This window comes from Rhizobium sp. G187 (assembly GCF_051549525.1).
Classification (GTDB): domain Bacteria; phylum Pseudomonadota; class Alphaproteobacteria; order Rhizobiales; family Rhizobiaceae; genus Allorhizobium.
The window spans coordinates 12,315-30,872 of the sequence record NZ_JBPUGM010000010.1; the positions used below are offsets into that span (position 1 = coordinate 12,315).

The 18,558-nt window shown below is 58.8% G+C and carries 16 protein-coding genes; 5 read left to right on the top strand and 11 right to left on the bottom strand.

The features are described 5' to 3' along the window. Positions 1 to 106: 106 nt before the first annotated feature. Positions 107 to 1,021 carry a TIR domain-containing protein gene (locus ACSV9I_RS21055; protein WP_438330703.1) on the top strand — a complete coding sequence of 305 codons (915 nt, stop codon included), beginning with the start codon at positions 107 to 109 and terminating at the stop codon, positions 1,019 to 1,021. A gap of 3 nt (positions 1,022 to 1,024) precedes the next feature. Next, on the top strand, positions 1,025 to 1,732 hold the full coding sequence (locus tag ACSV9I_RS21060; protein ID WP_340584190.1) for an adenylate/guanylate cyclase domain-containing protein: 708 nt from the start codon (positions 1,025 to 1,027) through the stop codon (positions 1,730 to 1,732). 532 nt (positions 1,733 to 2,264) lie between these two features. Here ACSV9I_RS21060 and ACSV9I_RS21065 read toward each other — a convergent pair. Both ACSV9I_RS21065 and ACSV9I_RS21070 read right to left on the bottom strand, forming a co-directional pair. Then, positions 2,265 to 3,155: a hypothetical protein gene (locus ACSV9I_RS21065; protein ID WP_438330704.1), complete on the bottom strand. Its 891-nt coding sequence runs from the start codon at positions 3,153 to 3,155 to the stop codon at positions 2,265 to 2,267. 25 nt (positions 3,156 to 3,180) lie between these two features. Further along, positions 3,181 to 4,476: a HEPN/Toprim-associated domain-containing protein gene (locus ACSV9I_RS21070; protein ID WP_438330705.1), complete on the bottom strand. Its 1,296-nt coding sequence runs from the start codon at positions 4,474 to 4,476 to the stop codon at positions 3,181 to 3,183. Between the two features lie 823 nt (positions 4,477 to 5,299). Between ACSV9I_RS21070 and ACSV9I_RS21075 the strand changes: the two genes are divergently transcribed. Next, a complete protein-coding gene (locus ACSV9I_RS21075; RefSeq protein ID WP_438330706.1) occupies positions 5,300 to 6,418 on the top strand; it encodes an HPP family protein in 1,119 nt (372 codons plus the stop codon). An 89-nt stretch (positions 6,419 to 6,507) separates the two neighbouring features. Here the strand turns inward: ACSV9I_RS21075 and ACSV9I_RS21080 are convergent, their stop codons facing one another. From ACSV9I_RS21080 to ubiT, 5 genes are all read right to left on the bottom strand, one after another. After that, the gene (locus ACSV9I_RS21080; protein WP_438330707.1) at positions 6,508 to 8,700 is read right to left on the bottom strand and encodes a methyl-accepting chemotaxis protein; all 2,193 of its coding nucleotides are present in this window, start codon (positions 8,698 to 8,700) and stop codon (positions 6,508 to 6,510) included. Between the two features lie 493 nt (positions 8,701 to 9,193). Then, positions 9,194 to 9,865: an iron-sulfur cluster repair di-iron protein gene (gene ric, locus ACSV9I_RS21085; RefSeq protein ID WP_438330708.1), complete on the bottom strand. Its 672-nt coding sequence runs from the start codon at positions 9,863 to 9,865 to the stop codon at positions 9,194 to 9,196. Between the two features lie 108 nt (positions 9,866 to 9,973). Continuing rightward, entirely contained in the window at positions 9,974 to 10,891 is a 918-nt protein-coding gene (gene ubiV, locus ACSV9I_RS21090) for a ubiquinone anaerobic biosynthesis protein UbiV (protein ID WP_438330709.1), read from the bottom strand. A 2-nt stretch (positions 10,892 to 10,893) separates the two neighbouring features. Then, a complete protein-coding gene (ubiU, locus tag ACSV9I_RS21095; protein ID WP_438330710.1) occupies positions 10,894 to 11,871 on the bottom strand; it encodes a ubiquinone anaerobic biosynthesis protein UbiU in 978 nt (325 codons plus the stop codon). Continuing rightward, positions 11,871 to 12,374, bottom strand: a complete 504-nt coding sequence (ubiT, locus tag ACSV9I_RS21100; protein ID WP_054149246.1) for a ubiquinone anaerobic biosynthesis accessory factor UbiT — start codon at positions 12,372 to 12,374, stop codon at positions 11,871 to 11,873. The genes ubiU and ubiT overlap by 1 nt, the downstream gene beginning before the upstream one ends. Before the next feature lie 108 nt (positions 12,375 to 12,482). On the opposite strand from ubiT, the gene ACSV9I_RS21105 reads away from it, so the two are divergent. Then, complete coding sequence (locus tag ACSV9I_RS21105) at positions 12,483 to 14,006, top strand: UbiD family decarboxylase (RefSeq protein ID WP_110792595.1); 1,524 nt, start codon at positions 12,483 to 12,485, stop codon at positions 14,004 to 14,006. Continuing rightward, complete coding sequence (locus tag ACSV9I_RS21110; protein WP_110792341.1) at positions 14,003 to 14,572, top strand: UbiX family flavin prenyltransferase; 570 nt, start codon at positions 14,003 to 14,005, stop codon at positions 14,570 to 14,572. Before ACSV9I_RS21105 ends, ACSV9I_RS21110 begins: the two co-directional genes overlap by 4 nt. Positions 14,573 to 14,590: 18 nt before the next feature. Here ACSV9I_RS21110 and ACSV9I_RS21115 read toward each other — a convergent pair whose 3' ends face one another. From ACSV9I_RS21115 to ACSV9I_RS21130, 4 genes are read right to left on the bottom strand one after another with little or no spacing between them, the layout of a single operon-like run. Then, a complete protein-coding gene (locus ACSV9I_RS21115) occupies positions 14,591 to 15,781 on the bottom strand; it encodes an NnrS family protein (protein WP_438330711.1) in 1,191 nt (396 codons plus the stop codon). Between the two features lies 1 nt (position 15,782). Then, on the bottom strand, positions 15,783 to 17,003 hold the full coding sequence (locus tag ACSV9I_RS21120; RefSeq protein ID WP_438330712.1) for an NnrS family protein: 1,221 nt from the start codon (positions 17,001 to 17,003) through the stop codon (positions 15,783 to 15,785). Next, positions 17,000 to 17,749, bottom strand: a complete 750-nt coding sequence (locus ACSV9I_RS21125) for an ABC transporter ATP-binding protein (protein WP_438330713.1) — start codon at positions 17,747 to 17,749, stop codon at positions 17,000 to 17,002. The genes ACSV9I_RS21120 and ACSV9I_RS21125 overlap by 4 nt, the downstream gene beginning before the upstream one ends. Continuing rightward, positions 17,746 to 18,552, bottom strand: a complete 807-nt coding sequence (locus ACSV9I_RS21130) for an ABC transporter permease (protein WP_438330714.1) — start codon at positions 18,550 to 18,552, stop codon at positions 17,746 to 17,748. Before ACSV9I_RS21130 ends, ACSV9I_RS21125 begins: the two co-directional genes overlap by 4 nt. Positions 18,553 to 18,558: the final 6 nt, after the last annotated feature.

The following is an 18,558-nucleotide window of genomic DNA, read 5'->3' on the forward strand; positions in this document are numbered from 1 at the left end:
GGTCATGAAACTGGGGATTGCGCAGCTGAGTTGTCAGCCCATAAACTCGGCACCATTGTCTTCGCCCGGCGGTTGCATTAATTTTCCTCAAAAGGGATGGGGATTTATGAAAGAACGATTTCAGGGCGCCGAAGGGCGCCGTCTTCGTATCGAGGCTTTGGCAGGTCAGAAACTGGTACGTGGAAAAGACGACATTGCGGTCGAGTTGGCCGACCAGTGCACTATCGAGGAGCATCCGGCGGGATATGAGTTGATCCGGCAGGGTGACCACAGCAATGACATCTATTTCATTCTCGACGGAACGCTCCAGATTGTTGTTAATGGCCATCCTGTTGCGACCCGTGGTCCGGGCGACTGCGTGGGCGAGATGGCTGCTATCCAACCTACGCAGAAGCGTTCCGCCACGGTGATTGCACAAACGTCAGTCGTCTTAGCGAAACTGACGGAACCTCAGTTCGACGATATCGCCGGCCGGCATCCACACCTCTATCGCAATATTGCACAAGAGCTTTCCCGGCGTTTGCTAGAACGCAACAAGTTGGTCAACGTTTACCGCGACAAAATCCGCGTCTTCATTATCTCATCGGTCGAAGGCCTGCCTATCGCTCGTGCTATCCAGGAGGCGTTTGAGCACGATCCCTTTACCTGCACGGTATGGACAGACGGTGTTTTCCGCATTGCTAATTACACGATGGAGTCTCTTGAGGCCGCGATTGACGACTCCGATTTTGCAATCGCGGTCGCTCACGCTGACGACATGACGGCGTACCGAGGCCAGGATTGGCCTACGCCGCGTGACAACGTGATCTTGGAGTTGGGTCTGTTTATGGGCCGCCTCGGGCGTGCCCGCTCGATCCTGATGGAACCGCGTGATGAGAAGCTAAAATTGCCAAGCGATATGACCGGGATCACGACCGTGCCCTACCGTTTCGAAGCTGGCAAGGACATGGCTGCCCTCCTAGCGCCGGCGTGCAACAAGCTGCGCGACCACATCAAGACCATGGGTCCAAACAACGGATAACAAATGGGCCTTCTGAAAGACCTTCAAGATCATGCGGCTCAGACGTTTCGTGAACAATGGGCGGCGCGGGCAGGGAAGGTCGTGCCGGCGCCGACCGATCTCAAGCTATCTAATGATGCTGTCGAGTTTGACCGCGCCACGGTTCTCTACGCGGATCTGACTGGGTCCACCAACATGGTGGACACTCTCGGTTGGCAAAAGGCTGCCGAGATCTACAAAACGTTTTTGTTTTGCTCTGGAAAGATCATTCGAGATAGTGGTGGCGTTATCACGTCCTACGACGGTGACAGAGTGATGGCGGTATTTATTGGCAACACTCAAACCTCAGATGCCGCCATTTGCGGGTTAAAAATCAATTGGGCGGTCCAAAGCGTCATCAATCCCGCCCTCACCAACCAGTATTCTGGAAATACATTTGCCGTCAGTCAGGTTGTTGGCATCGATACGAGCCAGCTACGAGCGGCCCGAACGGGTGTGCGTGGCGATAATGATATTGTTTGGGTGGGGCGGGCGGCCAACTATGCGGCCAAGCTTACCGAGATCAAGCTACCGCAGCGGACCTGGATTACGGAAAATGCCTATAATTGGCTGCATGATGAAGCGAAATTTGGTGGGAATCCCAAACAGAACATGTGGAAGAAATTCAATTGGTCGCAGCAGAACAACATCCCAGTATACGGCTCGACCTATTGGTGGGCCATTTCAAATTAGACTTGGACCAATGGACGCCACCGTGCCGATCGGTGGTAGTTGCGCGTCGCCACGCTTGTGATTAGCGCCTCTCACTCTAAGCTGTCCACCGCATCGGAGAGGGTACTTTGCCTGCAGGCAGCGGGATGCAGCCCCAGACAAATCCAACCCGCATTCATGTAGCGCACTAAATTGATTCAACTTTTTGTCTTTAGGACATCAGCGTCCGGCCGGATCGGGGGCTAACCGAAAGGCGATGGAGCCCTCAGAATCCATCAGGAAGGTGAAGAGTTTTCTGTATTCTTCCATGAAGGCTGCGATTTACGGCTAAGGCCGTCTTGCGACAGGGATACTGCCAGCACGAATTTAGAGCGGATCAACGCGGATGACAAAAGATCCTGATTGATAGTCAAGGGTAACCGGTGCTCTGCCCGCGAGCAAGGACGTGGCCAGAGGAACGACTTCGATATTGAGGCGGATCTCGCCCACTTTCAGATTTGCTGAGCCGATGAACACCAGGTCCTTCGCATCCCGTCGGTTGCAGGGCGCGCGACTACGGTCCGGTGACTGAAACGGCGGCGAAGCGCGTACCTTTCAAGGCTGCGATGATCGCGTCTCTATTGCCGCCCGGAGCGACATGCACGCCGGTCAATTGCAGATCGCAAAAGCCATTGGGTTGGTCGATCGGGATCGGCCAGTACTCGGAGGCGCCATCGTTTCGGGCGAGGTCAACACCATCCGGATGCCGTTTGACGAGAAGGCGCACCTCGTCTTCCATTTCAACGGTCCAATCCAGATAAAACGCGCCAGCGCGCGAGATTGTCCAGGGATTGAACGGAGGCTCTCCTGCAGCTCGTAGCGCATCGTTTATTTCTTGTAGGAGTGTCATCGACCCGCTCGTTTCGTAATAGATCGGCCGAAACGCGGCGGCGGGTTTAGGTGTAACCTTGAGTTCGAGACGTACACCGGTGCCTCTGCTAAATGCTCCCCACATCAGCAGTGGATCCTTTGGAGGAATCCGCGTCAGGGAAGCATAAAATAGGTCATCCGATAGGGCCTTATAGAACTCTTCACCCTGTGACGGGTCTAGATAACCGTCAAGTATGTGTGCCTTTGCAAATGCCTCAAGCTCTCCACCCTGGCCAAGCCGGTTGCGGACTGGATAGAGCCGAAGCTCGCCCGATGAGACAATCCCCTGAAATCCGCTGAACCCGGTATAGTGGTAGACCGTGCTCGGAGCGGGTTCATGGGGAAACATGAAATCCAGTACGGTTGCCGAAAGGCGGGCAGGTTGAGACGTGAGTTCGATGATCACTTTCTCGCACAGGTGAAAGTCCATGCGGTTCATGGCCAGCACAATTCCATGACGGGCGAGAACGCGGCGGAAAATATCGACAATATTGTCGCGTCGAGCCATCTCATCAAGAATCGCTGCTGCACTCATATCACGTCCTTCTGACGCCTCCAGGTTAGCGCGGATCTGCCGCGCTTAGCAATGAAACCTCAATGACCATTGCATCAAGGACCTGATGGAGCTTGGAGAGATCATACTTCCCGGACGCTAGTTCGTGAGCATCATGCTTCATGAAATGGCGGTCATACGATTCTTTGTGTTCCAAGGCACCGTGCCACAATGCTATATCGCGCTTGAAATTGCTCCAGATCACCTGCGCCGGCGGATAGCCGGGAAGATTGAGGTCGAGATAGCATTCAATCGCAGCTGCGCGGCCATTGATGTCGCAGTTGGTGAGCCCCTCCGGGCCAAGTGCCGGAAAGCTCCGCAGTTCCTCAACATTCGGCAAAACCATGCTGCGCAGGTTCGCCGGCATATTCAGCTCCTTGAGCTTGCGGTACGCATCCACCCCTTCCGCATCGTTGTCGAGAAGGAACAGCACCTGGTTCTGGATGTCGATCCGAACCAGCCCCTCAGCGAACCGGACCAGATTGCCGGTGCCCCAAAAGTGATGCCGCTCATCGCCGTCAATAAAGCGGAAGAAATCCGCGATGTCGGGCCGAAGGAGGTCGAGCGCACGACGCAGGATACGAGCATCCGACGCACCTTCAGTCGCGACCAAGATCGTCTGCTTTCGGTCCGCGCCGGCGACAAAGTCCCCCCGTGCGGCCCAACCTGCATTCACAATATCGCCGAACTGCCATATCACCTCCGCCTCAGCATTCCGCGGGTCTTGGGCAAAGATCAAGAGCATTGAAGCGGCGCTGAGGATGCAGACTTTTGACGACAGATAGCTCGCCTCGGACCAATACATGTCGGAGTTCTCGGTCCAGGGGACACGGGCAAATCGCTCGGCCTGATCTGCAAAGCGTCCTTGCGAAACGGTGTCGCGGCCTTCGGTTTCATATTCGACATAACCGTCAGCAAGGCTCGTCAGGGGGAAGAGGTTGGCGAGATCGCAAAATTCCTCGAAAGTCAGGTAGTCCGGCTGCAGTCCGTTCGACACCATCTCGAAAATGCTAGCCGCCTCGGACGCGAGTGCCTCATACTCCGACTTGGCGGTCGCCAAGGTGTGGCCAAGGATCTCCAGCCTCGGAACGACACGCGACAGCGGGCGAACGAACGAAAGCTCGCGCTCCGCGAGCTCGTCTTCTTCCTCAGGATGGGCGGCATAGTAGTCGTAGTCTATGCCGTCGCACGGCCGACTCGCCAAATCCTGGCTCTGAAAAAGGTAGCCGTAATCGCTACCCATATTGTTCTTGGCATAGTCGAGGGAGACGCTACTCACCTTCAGTTCAATCGAAGTACCCATAGATCAGATGTTGCCCCCTCCAGAGTCTCTGTGTGTCTTTGACGCCATGTCTTCGATCCCATGCCGCTGCTCGGCGTGTTTCGTGTAGTTTTGCTCCTTCAACTTCTGATACCTTGCAGTTGAGGATCAGGGGCGACCGATAGACACAGCTATAGAAAAGCAACAAAAGTTTCAAATAGCAGTCGACGGTGGGCCGGGAATCTAAATGAAATCAATTTCATGGCTTTCGGATATAAGGGGTCGGAAGTTCAAATCCCTTCAAGGCGAAGACGCCCGAATGGTATTTTCTCGAGCCATATGCGGCTCGTGCGTCACGACCGCTTCGCGCCAAAAGGAGACATGAGCTGCATTGAGGTTGGAGGCTGGAAAGGGGCCGAACTCGGACAGCAGCACCAGATGCATAGATGTCCGCTCTCGCCTTTCGGCGACCCAACATCGGACGGTCTCCTCCCGGCCCCGTTGCGGACACGCTAGACACGCTAGATGATCGAAGTGCCTGATCTGCCCAGTCTATCTGCCAGCCTGCATTTGAACTGACAGGGCAGTGACCCTGACTGCCTTGAGGCGGGGCAGAAATCGCGAAAGATAGGCGATGACAAGGATCGCCATGGTTCCGTAGATCGAGACGCCCACCAGCGCGCGGGAAGCCTAGGCGACGCCGCGATCCTTATCGCGACACTTGGATTTAGGTACGCAATCTTGTCCAGCGCCAGCCCTTTGATACCCCTATTGCTAGTTGAAATTCTGATCATTTGCTGAAAGTTTGTGCTTTCAATCGATCGGGAATATTCAATTGCAGTTTTTACGTTCATTTGGGCCCGCAGTGACTGGCACGGCTCCAAAGGAGGCTCTGCGCGCGGGCCTTGGAGCTTTCATCGGGCTTTGGCTCTCCGGCTATTTCTTGCTGTCTCCCGGCGTCGATCTTGAAAATGGCCTCTACCTCGTCGCACCGCTGGGCGCGACTGCGGTTCTCCTGTTTGCCGTTCCCAACAGTCCGCTTGCTCAGCCATGGTCTGCTGTCATCGGCAATACTGTCGCGGCTCTTGTTGGCGTTGCAATCTCGCTGTTCATCCACGAGCCGACGTTACGGATCGCCCTTGCTGTCTCGATTGCGATTCTTATGACAATCATGCTGCGGGCAATTCATCCGCCGGCAGGAGCAGTGGCCATGACGGCTGCCATGAGCCCGGAAGCTGTGGAGCACCTTGGCTTCTGGTTCGCGCTTGCGCCGATTGCGACGGGCACTGCAAGCCTCGTCCTGATTGCGATCGCCTATGCCAGGCTCACAGGGCGTCGCTATCCATTTCGTCAATTCGACCAGCAGAACAGGCATGGCACCGCTGATCGGATCGCGGTTGAACGGCTGGGCCTTTCCGAGGCTGAGCTAAGCGACATCCTTCAACGCTATCGACAGTCATTCAATCTCGGCGTTGAAGATCTGGCACGCCTTATCGGTGCAGCAGAGCTCCAGGCGGCCGCGCACCAGACCGGCACTCCAACTGCGGGCGCCATCATGTCCTCGAACCTGATCACGGTGAAGGCAAACACGGATTTGGGCACAGTCGCGGATCTCTTCCGGCGTCATCGTTTTACATCGCTACCCGTGGTCGACGATAGACAGCGGTTTCTAGGCATTATCTTCCAGATGCACCTCATCAGCCGCGCAAGAGAAGACGCACTTCGTCTTGATCGAGGTCTCATCCCCGCTCTGCGAAGACTGATCGACCCCGAAAGGGATAAACCAGTCCTGGCAATCGACATCATGAGTGTCACGGTCCCTCGGGCTATTGCGAACACGCCGCTCGGAGCCTTGTTGCCTTTGATGGGCGATACAGATGTCGATGCAGTACCCATTCTGGAATACGGCAAACTCATCGGTATCGTCACCAGAACCGACCTCATCGCCGCGATGGCCCGCGGGATCGCTCGAGCAGAAGTTTGATGGCATCTGCAAGATAGAGCCCGCGCGGGGAACTACGAACGCCATGAATGTCGGCTGCGCACCGCCGTGTCGTCCATCCCTCCATCGACTCAGGCCCTCATCCTTCCTGGCACGATGTTGCCGTCGGAAGGTGAGGTCAAACGGAAGCCAAGAAGCAGGCTCTGAAGAGTGGCGCTTTCGCTGGCTAAGGCTGCGCCAGCAGCGTTCATCTCTTCCACCATGGCCGCGTTCTGTTGTGTCGATTGATCCAGATGGTTCACCGCCACATTGACCTGCGAAAGGCCGACCGCCTGTTCCTGGGCTGCAATGGCGATGGCATCCACATGGCTTGCTGCTTCCTGCACCAGCTCGTCAATCTCGGCCAGTCCGGTACCGGTCTCGGAGACCAGCTCGACCCCCTGGCGAACAGCCAGTTCAGAATTACCGATCAGTCCCGAGATTTCGCGGGCCGCCTGTGCCGAACGTTGTGCCAGCTCCCGGACTTCCTGCGCAACCACGGCAAACCCCTTGCCGGCCTCGCCGGCGCGGGCTGCCTCGACGCCCGCGTTGAGAGCGAGCAGGTTTGTCTGGAAGGCAATCTGGTCGATCACATCGATAATTTGGCTGATCTGGCTCGATGCCTGTTCTATCTTGTCCATCGCCGCCACGGCGTTTCGTACCACTTCACCTGATCGATTTGCCCTTTCGCGTGCGCGCTTCGTCACGCTGCGGGCCAAATCTGAGCGTCTGGACGTGGCTGTCACATTTGCTGTGATCTGTTCCAGTGCAGCGGCCGTCTCTTCAAGCGAGGCGGCCTGCTGCTCGGTGCGCTTCGACAGGTCATCCGATGCTGAAGAAACTTCGGATGCTCCACCGGTGACGGTCGTGACCGATTGGCCAACACCAACCAGCGCTTGCCGCAACTGCACCACCGAGCGATTGAAGTCATGGCGAAGGTCTTCGAACTGCGGCGCGAAAGCCTGGGTCACCTCGCAAAGAAGGTCGCCAGCAGCAAGTTTCCTCAAGGCCTGGGCAAGCGTGCCCGTCGCCTTGTTCATACGCGCTTCGGCCTCTGCCTCTGCTGCGATTTGCATGTCAACTCGGTCGCGTTCGGCCTGTTCGCGCGCACGCTCTGCCTCAAGCTCCAGTTCGCGATTGCGGATCGCAGAGAGCCGGAAGACTTCCACCGCTTTGACCATGTCTCCGACTTCGTCCTTCCGGTCGGCAGACTGCCCCGTTGTCTCAAGGTGCCCCTCCGCCAATCTGCGCATTGACAGTACGAGCGCCTTCAGTGGATGGCTGATGGTGCGTGCCAGGAGCATCGACGAAGCGATGACCAGAACTGCTCCAGCGACACAAAGGAGCAGAACCGTTCCGAGGCGAGTGAATGCGCCTGCGGCGATGGCGCGAGCCTCGCTGCCGAGGCGTTCAAGGCTTGCCGTTTCCAGAGCCTTCATTGCGTCAATGCGCTGACTAGCGGCTGCAAACCAGCGATCAGCACTCAAATCACTGGCCGCTGTTGGACCCATCCCAATCAAGGTCGACCTTGTAGTTTCGATCTCCTGCGACGCTGGAATGGATAGGTGCGAAGCGTAGGCGGATTGCCGTTCCTTCTGTTGCAGGGCGAGGAAGTTATCGATCAACACATTCTGCGCGCCAGCCATGCGGGCAAAGGGAGCAATGCGCTCGGGGTCGATATCCCCGGACGTGATGAAGGCGTTGCCGGTAGCGCGTTCCTGGCCTGCGATCTCCTTTGCCTGCATGAGCAGGTTATAGGCGATCATTTCGGCCGCGATCCTCGACCCGACACCCTGGAGGGACAGTTCCGAGGCGAGGCCCGAGAGCTCACCGATTAGGCCGCTATAGAAGTCGAAGGACTGTTTTCCGGTCATTGACAGATTGTCGATGGATCGCCTGGTGTCGGCGAGGCTTTTCAATGTGTCCTGAGCGAAGCTCCAGCGACGGTTGAGCTCTGTGTTTTCGAATTCCGCCAAGGCATCAGCGAGATCCGGCAACTTTGCCAGAGCCACATCCGTCGATTGACGCGCTGTCACAAGCGGCTGCTTGTCCGCACTTCCCTTTGATCCGATGTATCCAGCGCTCTGCCCGCGCTCTCCCTGAAGGACGTGGATCAGCTCGCCCATCGCCGCGATGTTCTCGCTCACTTTGACCACGGTCTGCATCTGCTGGTAGGAACCCCAAGAGCTTAGAAACTCCATCGAGGCAAGGGTGAGTGCTGCAACCAGGGGGATCATGATCGCAAGCCAGAGGCGTTTGCTGATTGAAAAGTCGGTGATGCGCATCTGCAGGCTGTCCTGAGCTGGGGCATCATGCCGAATATCGTAACATCATGATACGATGTGAATTTTAGCTAGAATTGATGTGATGAGGTAAAAACCTGCCTAACGCATTCTGGCTCGGTTTGACGGATGCCAAGCGTCGAAAAAATAAACCTCAGCGTGCGTCAACCCAATGCAGGTTTGGTGGGGATTTGAAGCGCGAACTGCACATTTACGCGCAAACTCCAGGCGCAATTGAGCGGATGGCATGGAGAGGCCGATCATCGTCTGTCGCCTGTGTATCGAGGATCAAGTGACAGCAGCCGGTCCATGAGATAGGCGACCGTCTCGGGTCCGGCGCAGCCACTGATCACGCATTCATGCATGTCGCAGACGGTGTCACAGACTCGCTCACGCCGCGATCTAAAGACGACCGGAGGAACAAACCTGTCGCGGTCTATGCCTCGGTCCGGCTTCTGGCTCTTCAACATGATTCCTCATCTTCAATAGATTTGTTTTAGAGGGTCCCGCCGGTAAAGCGTGGAAAGAGGACTTCATTTTCCAGATGCATGTGCTGGACCAGATCGTCGGCGAATTTCTTCGCCCCTGCGTAAAGCGCATGCCATGAATTGCATGCGCCGTCCGGCAGATGAAATCCGCCTGTCACGTGCTCGAGTTCTGCCAGATGCCCGGCCTCTACGTCATGTTCGTGGCGCATCTGTTCGATGGGTCTCGTCAGAGCTTGATGGTCGCCGCGTTCCATGAGCGGGAAGAGCATGAGCTCCTCGCGATGCATGTGGCTGTGTAGGTCGCTCTGGATGCGCTCGAGCAGATTTGCCAGGCCGATCGGTGCATCGGGGTGGTCGCCATGCACCCGCTCGACCTTTGCCGCAAGCGGGATCAGCGAGATGAGTTCTGCGCGGTGGGTGTCGTGGTAGCGTGTTCTGAGGTGCTTGATCAGATCGGCAGTTCCATCCGGTGCTTCTGTCGAGGCGGCGTCGACAAGGCCCTGCAATTCGTCCACCAGGGTTTCCGGCGAGAGTCCTGCGGCTTCAGCCGCAACCTCGATGCTATCTGAGCCACCGCAGCAGAAACTGATGCCGTGACTGCGGAAAAGTGCGGCTGCACCGGGGAGGGAGGTCGCAATCTTTCCGACCGTCTGGCTTGCGTCAAGTTCCATCGAGTTCACCTTGCTTTGCGCTTCAATGCGTGATCGCTGTGGTGCCGACTATGGTGAGGAACGCCTATCTGGTCGTTGCGCTTTCGCAAACAAGATGTGCTTGCACTCCCTCGCCCGTTATGGCGCATGGGCATTGCTTTTCGCCCGCGATACCCAGCCAGCTCCCTCTCGCCCGTGATGAAAGCCGTTGGAGAACTTGGCTTTGGGATAAGTATGCCCGATCAGTTCGATGGCCTCTTGGGGTTCCATGCTGCCCGACAGCGTTTCCTGGAAGATGGCGGCGATGCGCGCCATGTCGCAGTCCTGTGGTGAGAGACGGAAGGCATTGACCCCGGCCTCTTGCAAGTCCTTCAGTTCGCTGAGCAGGAGTTGGCACGTATGCGACATTGTCTGCACGCCATTGAGCACCAGGAATGACTGGCGATCGAGTGTCCTGATTGACAGGCCGTCCGGCTCCTCGCCACAGACGAACTGGCAGTTGTCCTTGATCCTGCCCTTGGAACGGGCATGGGCGCAGCGGGCCGATATGGCAAGCGGCATGCGACCGAATACCATCACTTCGAGAGCCACATCCGGCGCGTCGGCGGCGATCCTGGCGATCGAGCTAAAGGGAAGTTCCGGCGGAAGACAGATACGGTCTGCCCCGCGCTGTGCCAGCAAGCGCGCGGTTGGGCCATTATAGACATTGACCAAGGGGCCGACGAGGTGTTGGCGGCCCTTGATCAGGCCGATGGCGGAGAGGTCGTTTACCTCGATGGGGTAGTCCGACGTCTCGATCAGCTCATTCACGATCCGACTTTCTCGCTCCAAGGTGATTAGCGCCAGCGAGGAAAAGGCCACCGACTTTCCCGCCCGTTCCAGGCGCTCCACCACGTCTGCCAAGTATGGCTCGATGAAATGCTGCCGTTTGGAGCAGACAGTCTCGCCGAGGATAATGTGATCCACGGGCGCTTCGTCTGCGATCTGATAATAGAAATCCCGCCATTTCGGGCCGTCCCAGAGATAGTATACAGGGCCCAGTGTCAGTTCAGTCATGCTTATCTCCAGCGCTTCTCATAGGCGCCGACCGTGGTCTTCTGCCCTTCGCTCAGCGCCCTCAGCCGGGTCAACAATGGGCCACGTCCCGAGGGGGCGGTTGCGAGCACTTGGCGCAGCGTTGACACGACTTCGGCCACATAGGCTTTGCCGCGCTGGCGTCCTTCGATTTTCAAGGCGGAGACGCCGGCATCCTTCAAGGCTTCGATTTCGCCCATGACGTCGAGGGACACGGGGTCTTCGAAGGCGTAGCCAAGGGCATCGCCGATGTCGAAGCGTCCCTTGCACAGTGTGGGATAGCCGGCGGCCTCCCCATGGCTGAACCGGTTGATCGTATAAGTGCCGAGCTCCGACACCATGTCGGAGCCGTCCTGTCTGTACCGCACATGGCTCGCCGGGGAGCAGACGCCGTTCATATTAGGCGATTTGCCGGTGGCGTAGGAGGAGAGCGAGCAGCGTCCCTCGGCCATGACGCAAAGCCCGCCGAAAACAAAGACCTCGATCTCGCATTTGACCTTGCGACCAATGCGGGCAATGTCGCCGATCGTCAGCGTTCTCGGCAAGACGACCCGTTTTGCGTCGAAGGCTTCGACGAGAAAATTGATGGCTTCGGGATTGGAAGCAGACGCCTGAACCGAGACATGCAAGCGCTGCTCTGGATAGTGTTCCCGGACATGGGCCATGAGGCCGAAATCGGCCAGGATCAGCGCATCGGCACCGAGCCTTACCGCGTCGGCCGCCGCGCTATACCAGATCTCTTCGTCGCCAGCCCGCATGAAGGTGTTGAGGGCGACAAATGTCATGCAGCCTTTCTTGCGGGCATAGACAATTGCGTCGTGCAGTTCGTCCCGGCTGAAATTGAGGCCGGGGAAATTGCGGGCATTGGTCTCGTCGCGGAAGCCGCAATAGACCGCATCAGCGCCTGCATCGACGGCTTCACGAAAGGCGGCTGGCGTTCCCGCCGGACAGATCAGTTCCATCACTGGATCTCCCTCAGCGACCGGCTTCGGATTTCCACGGCCAGCCTGTGAACGATGGGGGCGGCCGGTCCCCCGATCCGCGCGAGATCACGCGGAAGGTCGATATCGCAGTCATCGAGTGCGTTTCTCATCGCAAGCATGGCCTCCATGTCCCCGATCACCTTCAGGTCGCGGGAAAAGAACAGCGCATCGGCATCGCAGCGCCCCTCAAGGAGCGCCAGCAGCATGACCAGCGGGGCCTCGACACCTGCATCCGCCGTGAAGGTCTCGTCTTTGCGCACCACCTTGAGACGAGGCAGGTCGGGTTCGATCAGGAAGACGAGGGGCAGATCAGTCGGGGCAAACGAAAAGCGGCAGCTTTTGTATGTGCCAAGGCGCTCGAACATATCGCCATGAGCTAGGAGCAGGAGCTTGAAGAGGCGACTTGCCACGAGCTCAATTGATACGAGCGGCATGAGCGGCACGGCTTTCAGCGGGAGAGCCAGAATGGATGTTATCTGCATTGCGCCAATTTGAGTGGTTTGAACCGGCGCAAACCTATGGGAACGGCCGACAATCCAGATTGCTCCAGCGCAAAGACGCAACCGAATTCACAGGTCATAGCGGTCCGCATGACACAGAACGCACCGCCTCGTCGCTACGACGGTCTTCAAGCTTTCATGACCGAACTGGAAAGGCAGGGACGGCTTCTCCGCGTCGCGCAGCCGGTGAGCCTTGTTCATGAGGTAACCGAAATCCACAGGCGCGTCCTGGCAGAGGGAGGCCCGGCCTTGCTCTTTGAGCGCCCGGTCCGGTCGGACGGTGCAGTGTCAGAGATACCGCTGCTTGCCAATCTGTTCGGCACGCGCGAGCGGATCGAACTTGGCTATGGCATCCCTGTCGGCAAGATCGGCGATCTCGCGGACCTTCTGGCCGAATTGCGCGAACCGAGGCCGCCGGCGTCGCTCCGGGATGCCCTGAAGAAACTGCCTGTGCTTCGCTCCGCCATGGCGCTGGGATGCCGCAGGGTCTCTCACGCCGAATGCCAGGATATCGTGTTTGAAGACGAGGCCGTTGATCTCAACCGACTGCCGATCCAGTGGTGCTGGCCCGGCGAACCGGCACCGCTGATCACCTGGGGGCTTGTCGTCACCGCATCGCCCTCCGACCCCAGGGATGTCAATGTCGGCGTCTACCGGCTGCAAGCGCTGGATCGCAAGCGATTGATCACGCGCTGGCTTGCCCATCGTGGTGCTGCAAAACACTTCCGGCAGTGGCAGGCGGTGGGGCAGGATATGCCCATTGCGGTCGTGATCGGCGCTGATCCACAAACAATCCTCTCCGCCGTCATGCCGCTGCCGGAGACAATGAGCGAGCTTTCGTTCGCCGGTGTGCTCAGAGGAAAGCGCGCCCATGTGGTGCGGGCGCTCACCCAGCCCCTTGATATTCCAGCCACTGCAGAAATCGTTCTGGAGGGGACCGTTTCGATCGCGGACACTGCACTTGAGGGTCCCTATGGCGACCACACGGGCTACTACAATTCCGTCGAGCCGTTTCCCGTCATGACCTTGAGGGCGATGACGATGCGGCAGGATCCTGTTTACCTCTCGACCTTCACCGGCCGTCCACCAGACGAGCCTTCGGTGCTTGGAGAAGCGATGAATGCCCTCTTCCTTCCCATCGTCAAGCGCCAGTTTCCCGAGATCATTGATCTCTATCTGCCTCCAGAAGCCTGCTCCTACCGGGCGATCGTCGTCTCGATCGACAAGCGCTATCCAGGGCAAGCGCGTCGGATCATGCTCGGGCTTTGGTCGATGCTGCCGCAATTCAGCTATACCAAGCTCATCATCGTGGTCGATGCCGATGTTGACGTCAGAAACTGGAGCGATGTCATCTGGGCGCTTTCCACGCGGTTCGACGCCTCCCGCGATCTGGTGGTGGTGGATAACACACCCATCGACTACCTCGATTTTGCCTCTCCCAAGCCTGGGCTCGGTGGAAAGCTCGGTCTCGATGCCACCAACAAGCTTGGCGCAGAAACCGATCGGGAATGGGGCCGCGTGCTGCAAATGACGCCGGAGGTCTCGGCGCGCGTTGATGCGATCTGGCGCGAACTTGGACTTGGATCCCTCAAGACAAGGGAAGGTGAGCCATGATGAGGCGTGTCATTCTCGGCATGTCCGGTGCTTCGGGGGCGGCGATCGGTCTTCAGGTCGGCCGGCTCCTGGCGGCCATGGATGATGTTGAACTGCATCTCGTCGTCACGTCAGCAGCGCGCCGGACAATCGCATATGAGGCGGGCAACGAGGCGCTGGGGCGGCTAATCGGGCTCGCCGCTCATTTCCATGCGGAAAGCGATATCGGTGCATCGATTGCCAGCGGATCGTTCCGCACGGCCGGTATGATCGTCGCCCCTTGTTCGATGCGGTCTCTTGCAGCGATCTCGACCGGGATCACAGACAATCTTCTCATTCGCGCCGCCGATGTGCAGCTCAAAGAGCGTCGCAGGCTGGTTCTCCTTGCCCGCGAAACGCCGCTTCACCTCGGGCACCTGCGCAACATGGTGGCGGTGACCGAGATGGGGGCCGTGGTGATGCCGCCGGTCCCCTCTTTCTACCGCAATCCAGCGAGCGTGGAGGATCTCGTCGCTCATATTGCGGCTCGTGCCGTGGATCTGCTCGGGTTGACGGACGCACCCTTGATACCGGAGTGGAGAGGGTGAGGGCGCTCATGGCTCCTCCTATCCCTTTCGCGCTATCAACGGCATGTAAAAGACCACGTAACCCAAGAATGCCACGATCCAGGCAAGACCTGCGATCGGCAATAGCAGCATGGTGTGCTGCGGCCAAATTGCGACCAGGATCCTCAGCAGTGCCGAGAGGATGATTGGTGCATAGATGAGCCAGGTTGTCGAGTGCGGGGACGTCAAAGCCTGGCCCGTATGGCCTCTCGTGGCGCGGGTCATCACCGCCAGCGTCACGACCCCGACCCCACCTGTCGTCCAGGCATGGATGCCTGCCGAAGCGAAGCCGGAGTGGTCCAACAGCATTGACAGGCCGGTCAGCAAAAAGCCTAAGGGAATGAAGAGATAGCCGACATGCAGGATCGTCACGAGGGGCTCCCTGAGCGTGCGCTCGGGGCACCATCTTGCCTGTCGCACGAGATGAGCAAGGCTGGCGACAAGCATCAGCAGCCCCGTGGGAAACCGGAGGCTTTCAAAACCGCCGCCGACAGCGATCCACATCGCCAGTGAAAAGCTTCCAAGGATCATGACGGCGAGATCGAAAGGGGCGAAATTCTGGGGCAGCCGTCCCGGATTGTTCGCCTTCAGCCAGTTGCCGGTAAATGCCGGAATGATGCGCCCTGCGACTAGGGAGATGAGGATTAGGATCGCGGCCAGGGCCAGACGGTCGGCCATCTCGACGCGTCCATAGCGCTCGATCTCGTAATGGAAAAGCATCTGAGCGGCGCTCAGGAGCGCGAGCACTGCGACGATCTTGTAGTTGCGTCGGTTCGAGGCAGCGACAAGTTCTTTCAGAACGAAGATGGCGAGCACTGGCAGGAAGGCCAGCGCAACGAGTGTCGCGCCGAGCATGCCCGTCCATTCAGAGAGACTGATGGCAAGCCGCCCGGCGATCCAGAGAAGAAACAGTGCCAGAAGTGGCATGCCCTTCAAACCGGGCCTGCCGGTCCAGTTCGGCACGGCGGTGAGAAGAAACCCTGCTATCACGGCCGGGACAAAGCCGAAGAGAAGCTCGTGCTGGTGCCAGGCAACCGGGGGCAAGAGGGTCGGAACATGCATGAAGCCGAGGAACCACGGGACCCAGATAGCGATTGAGACGGCGGCCAAAAGCGCGCTGCCCGGGAAGAACAGACGGAACCCGCCAGACAGAAGACGCTGCGGGATGGAGGGGCCGGGAATTGTGGTCATGTCAGCACCTTTCCTGATCCACCGTTGCCGGCGACCAGAGCAGAGGAATATAGGCCTTGGCCCAGAGGAGGAAGGAAAGCGAAAACAGCGCAGAGGAGAAACCGTAAGCGCTGAAGGGCAGGGTGAGCGACGGCGCGAACTCCGAGAGGATCCGCAAAAGAACCGACAGGACCAGAAGCAGGATCGCCATCCGGGTTGTCTTCGAAAAAAGCAGCGGTTGACCGGTATGCAGCAGGCCTGCAATCGAGAGAACCTGCAGGACGCCGAGACCCAAGCCCCCCATTAATGCCAGATGCAGTGCGCCCAGCCACGGCAGGTCCAGGCCAATCAGGGAAAGTCCGCAGACAAGAAGGCCGGTGCCAGCCAGCGCACTCGACAGCCAAAGACCGCCAAGTTCGAAGGAAAAGCCTTCGCGCCCCACAAACCCCTCGGCGACCCGATCGAGAAAGGCTGCACCGGCAGCCAACATCAAATAGCCGCGCACGGCGTCCGAGAGCGTGGCCGCCTCTGCCACGATCACCAGCATGGTCAACCCCGCTGAGAGATGGATCCGGCCCGGATGCGGTCTGTAGGGCGAGGTCTTTTCCGTCGGATCAAGGATCAGATTGGTCACTGGGACGGTGATGCGGGCAAGGGCGAGACCCAGCAGGCCTAGAAGCGAGAGCCCAAGAATTCTGATTGCGCGGTCCGACAGGTCGTAGGCTTCCAAGGCAATCGCGATCCGCAGTAGAGCCGCAGCCGCCGCAAAGGTGGTGACGAACAGGATGAAACCCAGGAGACCGGTGCTTTTCTTGATCCAGGACAGGCGTAGCGCATAGGCGAGCAGGAACAGCATCCACGCCTGATCGAACACGATGCCAAGCAGCCATCCGTTCTCGACGGCGAAGAAGCCCAGCAAGCGGGCACCGGCCCAAAGACCTGCAGCCAAGAACAGGGGGCGTCCACTGAGGCGTTGCGTGTCCGTCCATTCCGGTAGGGCAGAGGTCAGGAAGCCAAAAAGCGCGCCTCCGAAGGAGCCGACCAGCATTTCCTGGGCGTGCCAGTGGCGGGGAAGGGAGGAAACGGCAAAAGGTAGATCGAGAGACCAAACCACGACCCAAAGAAACGGCCACAGTGCTGCATGCAAGGCGGCAAGGGGAAACATCAGTCTGAGGCCTTCGGCGGACATGGCCCTGGCAAGATCGGCCGAGGGAAGCATGCGTATGGCTGGAAGCACACTCATGCCAGCCTCCGCTCGTCATGTTCGTCCACGACGGCAAACAGCGGATGATCGGAAATGAGCCTTCGTGCCGTCTCGAAAATCATTTCCTCACTGCGATGCCCTGGTGTCTCGGGAACAGAGACGCAGTCGAGAATTCCGTGGCCGTAGCGGTCGAGAACCGCGATCCGGTGGCAGATCCGCAGCGCTTCATGGATGTCATGGGTGATGAAGAGCCCGCCCTTGCCGCTGTCTGAGGCCGTGGCGACGACGAGATCCTGCATCCGCCTTCGCAAGGCGGCATCGAGTGCGGTGAAGGGCTCGTCGAAGTAGAGGAAATCGGGGTCGGCGACGAGAGCACGGGCAAGCGCCGTGCGCTGGCGCATGCCACCCGACAACTGCGATGGAAACTTTTGCCAGTCGCTCTCTTCCAGCGATACGCGATCACAGGCCGCTGCAATTCTTGCCCTTCGCTCGGACCGCGCCACGGGGAGGCCAGATAGGCCGAGTGCCACGTTGGCTTCGACCGTCGCCCATGGGAGGAGGCGCGGTTCCTGAAAGACGAAAGCGCAGCGCGCATAGCCTCGCTCGACTTGGCCGTGGCGGGGGATAATCAGCCCGGCGGCGATCTGGGCAAGCGTGCTCTTGCCGCAACCGGACGGTCCGACCAGCGCGACCATTTCCCCCTGGCTGACCTGCAGAGTGACCTGTTCGAGAACGGGGCGGCCGAGATAGACGTGCCCCACGGCTTTGAGCTGAAGGAGGGTCATCGGCGTACGCCCCAGGGTTGGGCGGCTTCCCGCCATGCCTCGGCTTCGGCGCGCAGTGGCTGAACAATTCCATATTCGACACTGATCAGCGCAATGACCGACAGGAGGATCCACGCAAGAGCTGCTTCCACATCGAGTGCGGAACGGGCATTGGCGAGCGCGCCTCCTATACCGCCGGCATTAGCCAGCAACTCGGCCATGACGGCTGCCTTGAAGGCCGTGCCGAGGGCCATTACCAAAGAAGGGAATAGGGAGTGCAGCATTTGCCGTAGGGATATCTGAAACAGGCGGGCCAGCCACGACAGGCCGGCCATACGGGCCATCTCTTCCAATCCCCGGTCTCGTGTCTGGATGCCTTCGGCTGCACCAACAAAGACAAGCGGCGAGGCGGCGATAGCCGCGGTGGCAATGACAGTTCCGGCCCCCATGCCGAACCAGATCATCAGAAGGACGATCCAGGCAATTGGGGGGACGCCGATCAGCAAGGTTACCTGCGGACGCGCAAGCCTCATGATCGCCGGATGGTATCCGGCCACCACGCCTGCCATCGCCCCAAACACGGCGGCGAGTGAAAAGCCGGCGAGCGCCCTCAGGCTCGTCGACACCACCAACATCTGATTGTCGGGGTCTGCTGCTAGCTTGAACAGGGTCTGGATCGTCTCGGCCGGTGCTGGCAACACGAAGCTGCCATAGGCTTCGGCTCCGAGCTGCCAAACGGCTGCAAAGACGGCAAGGCCGCTGAAACCCGCCCAGCCGGACCAGAGGAAGCGCGCCACCCTTCCCGCACGATAAGCTAGGCCCATGATGAT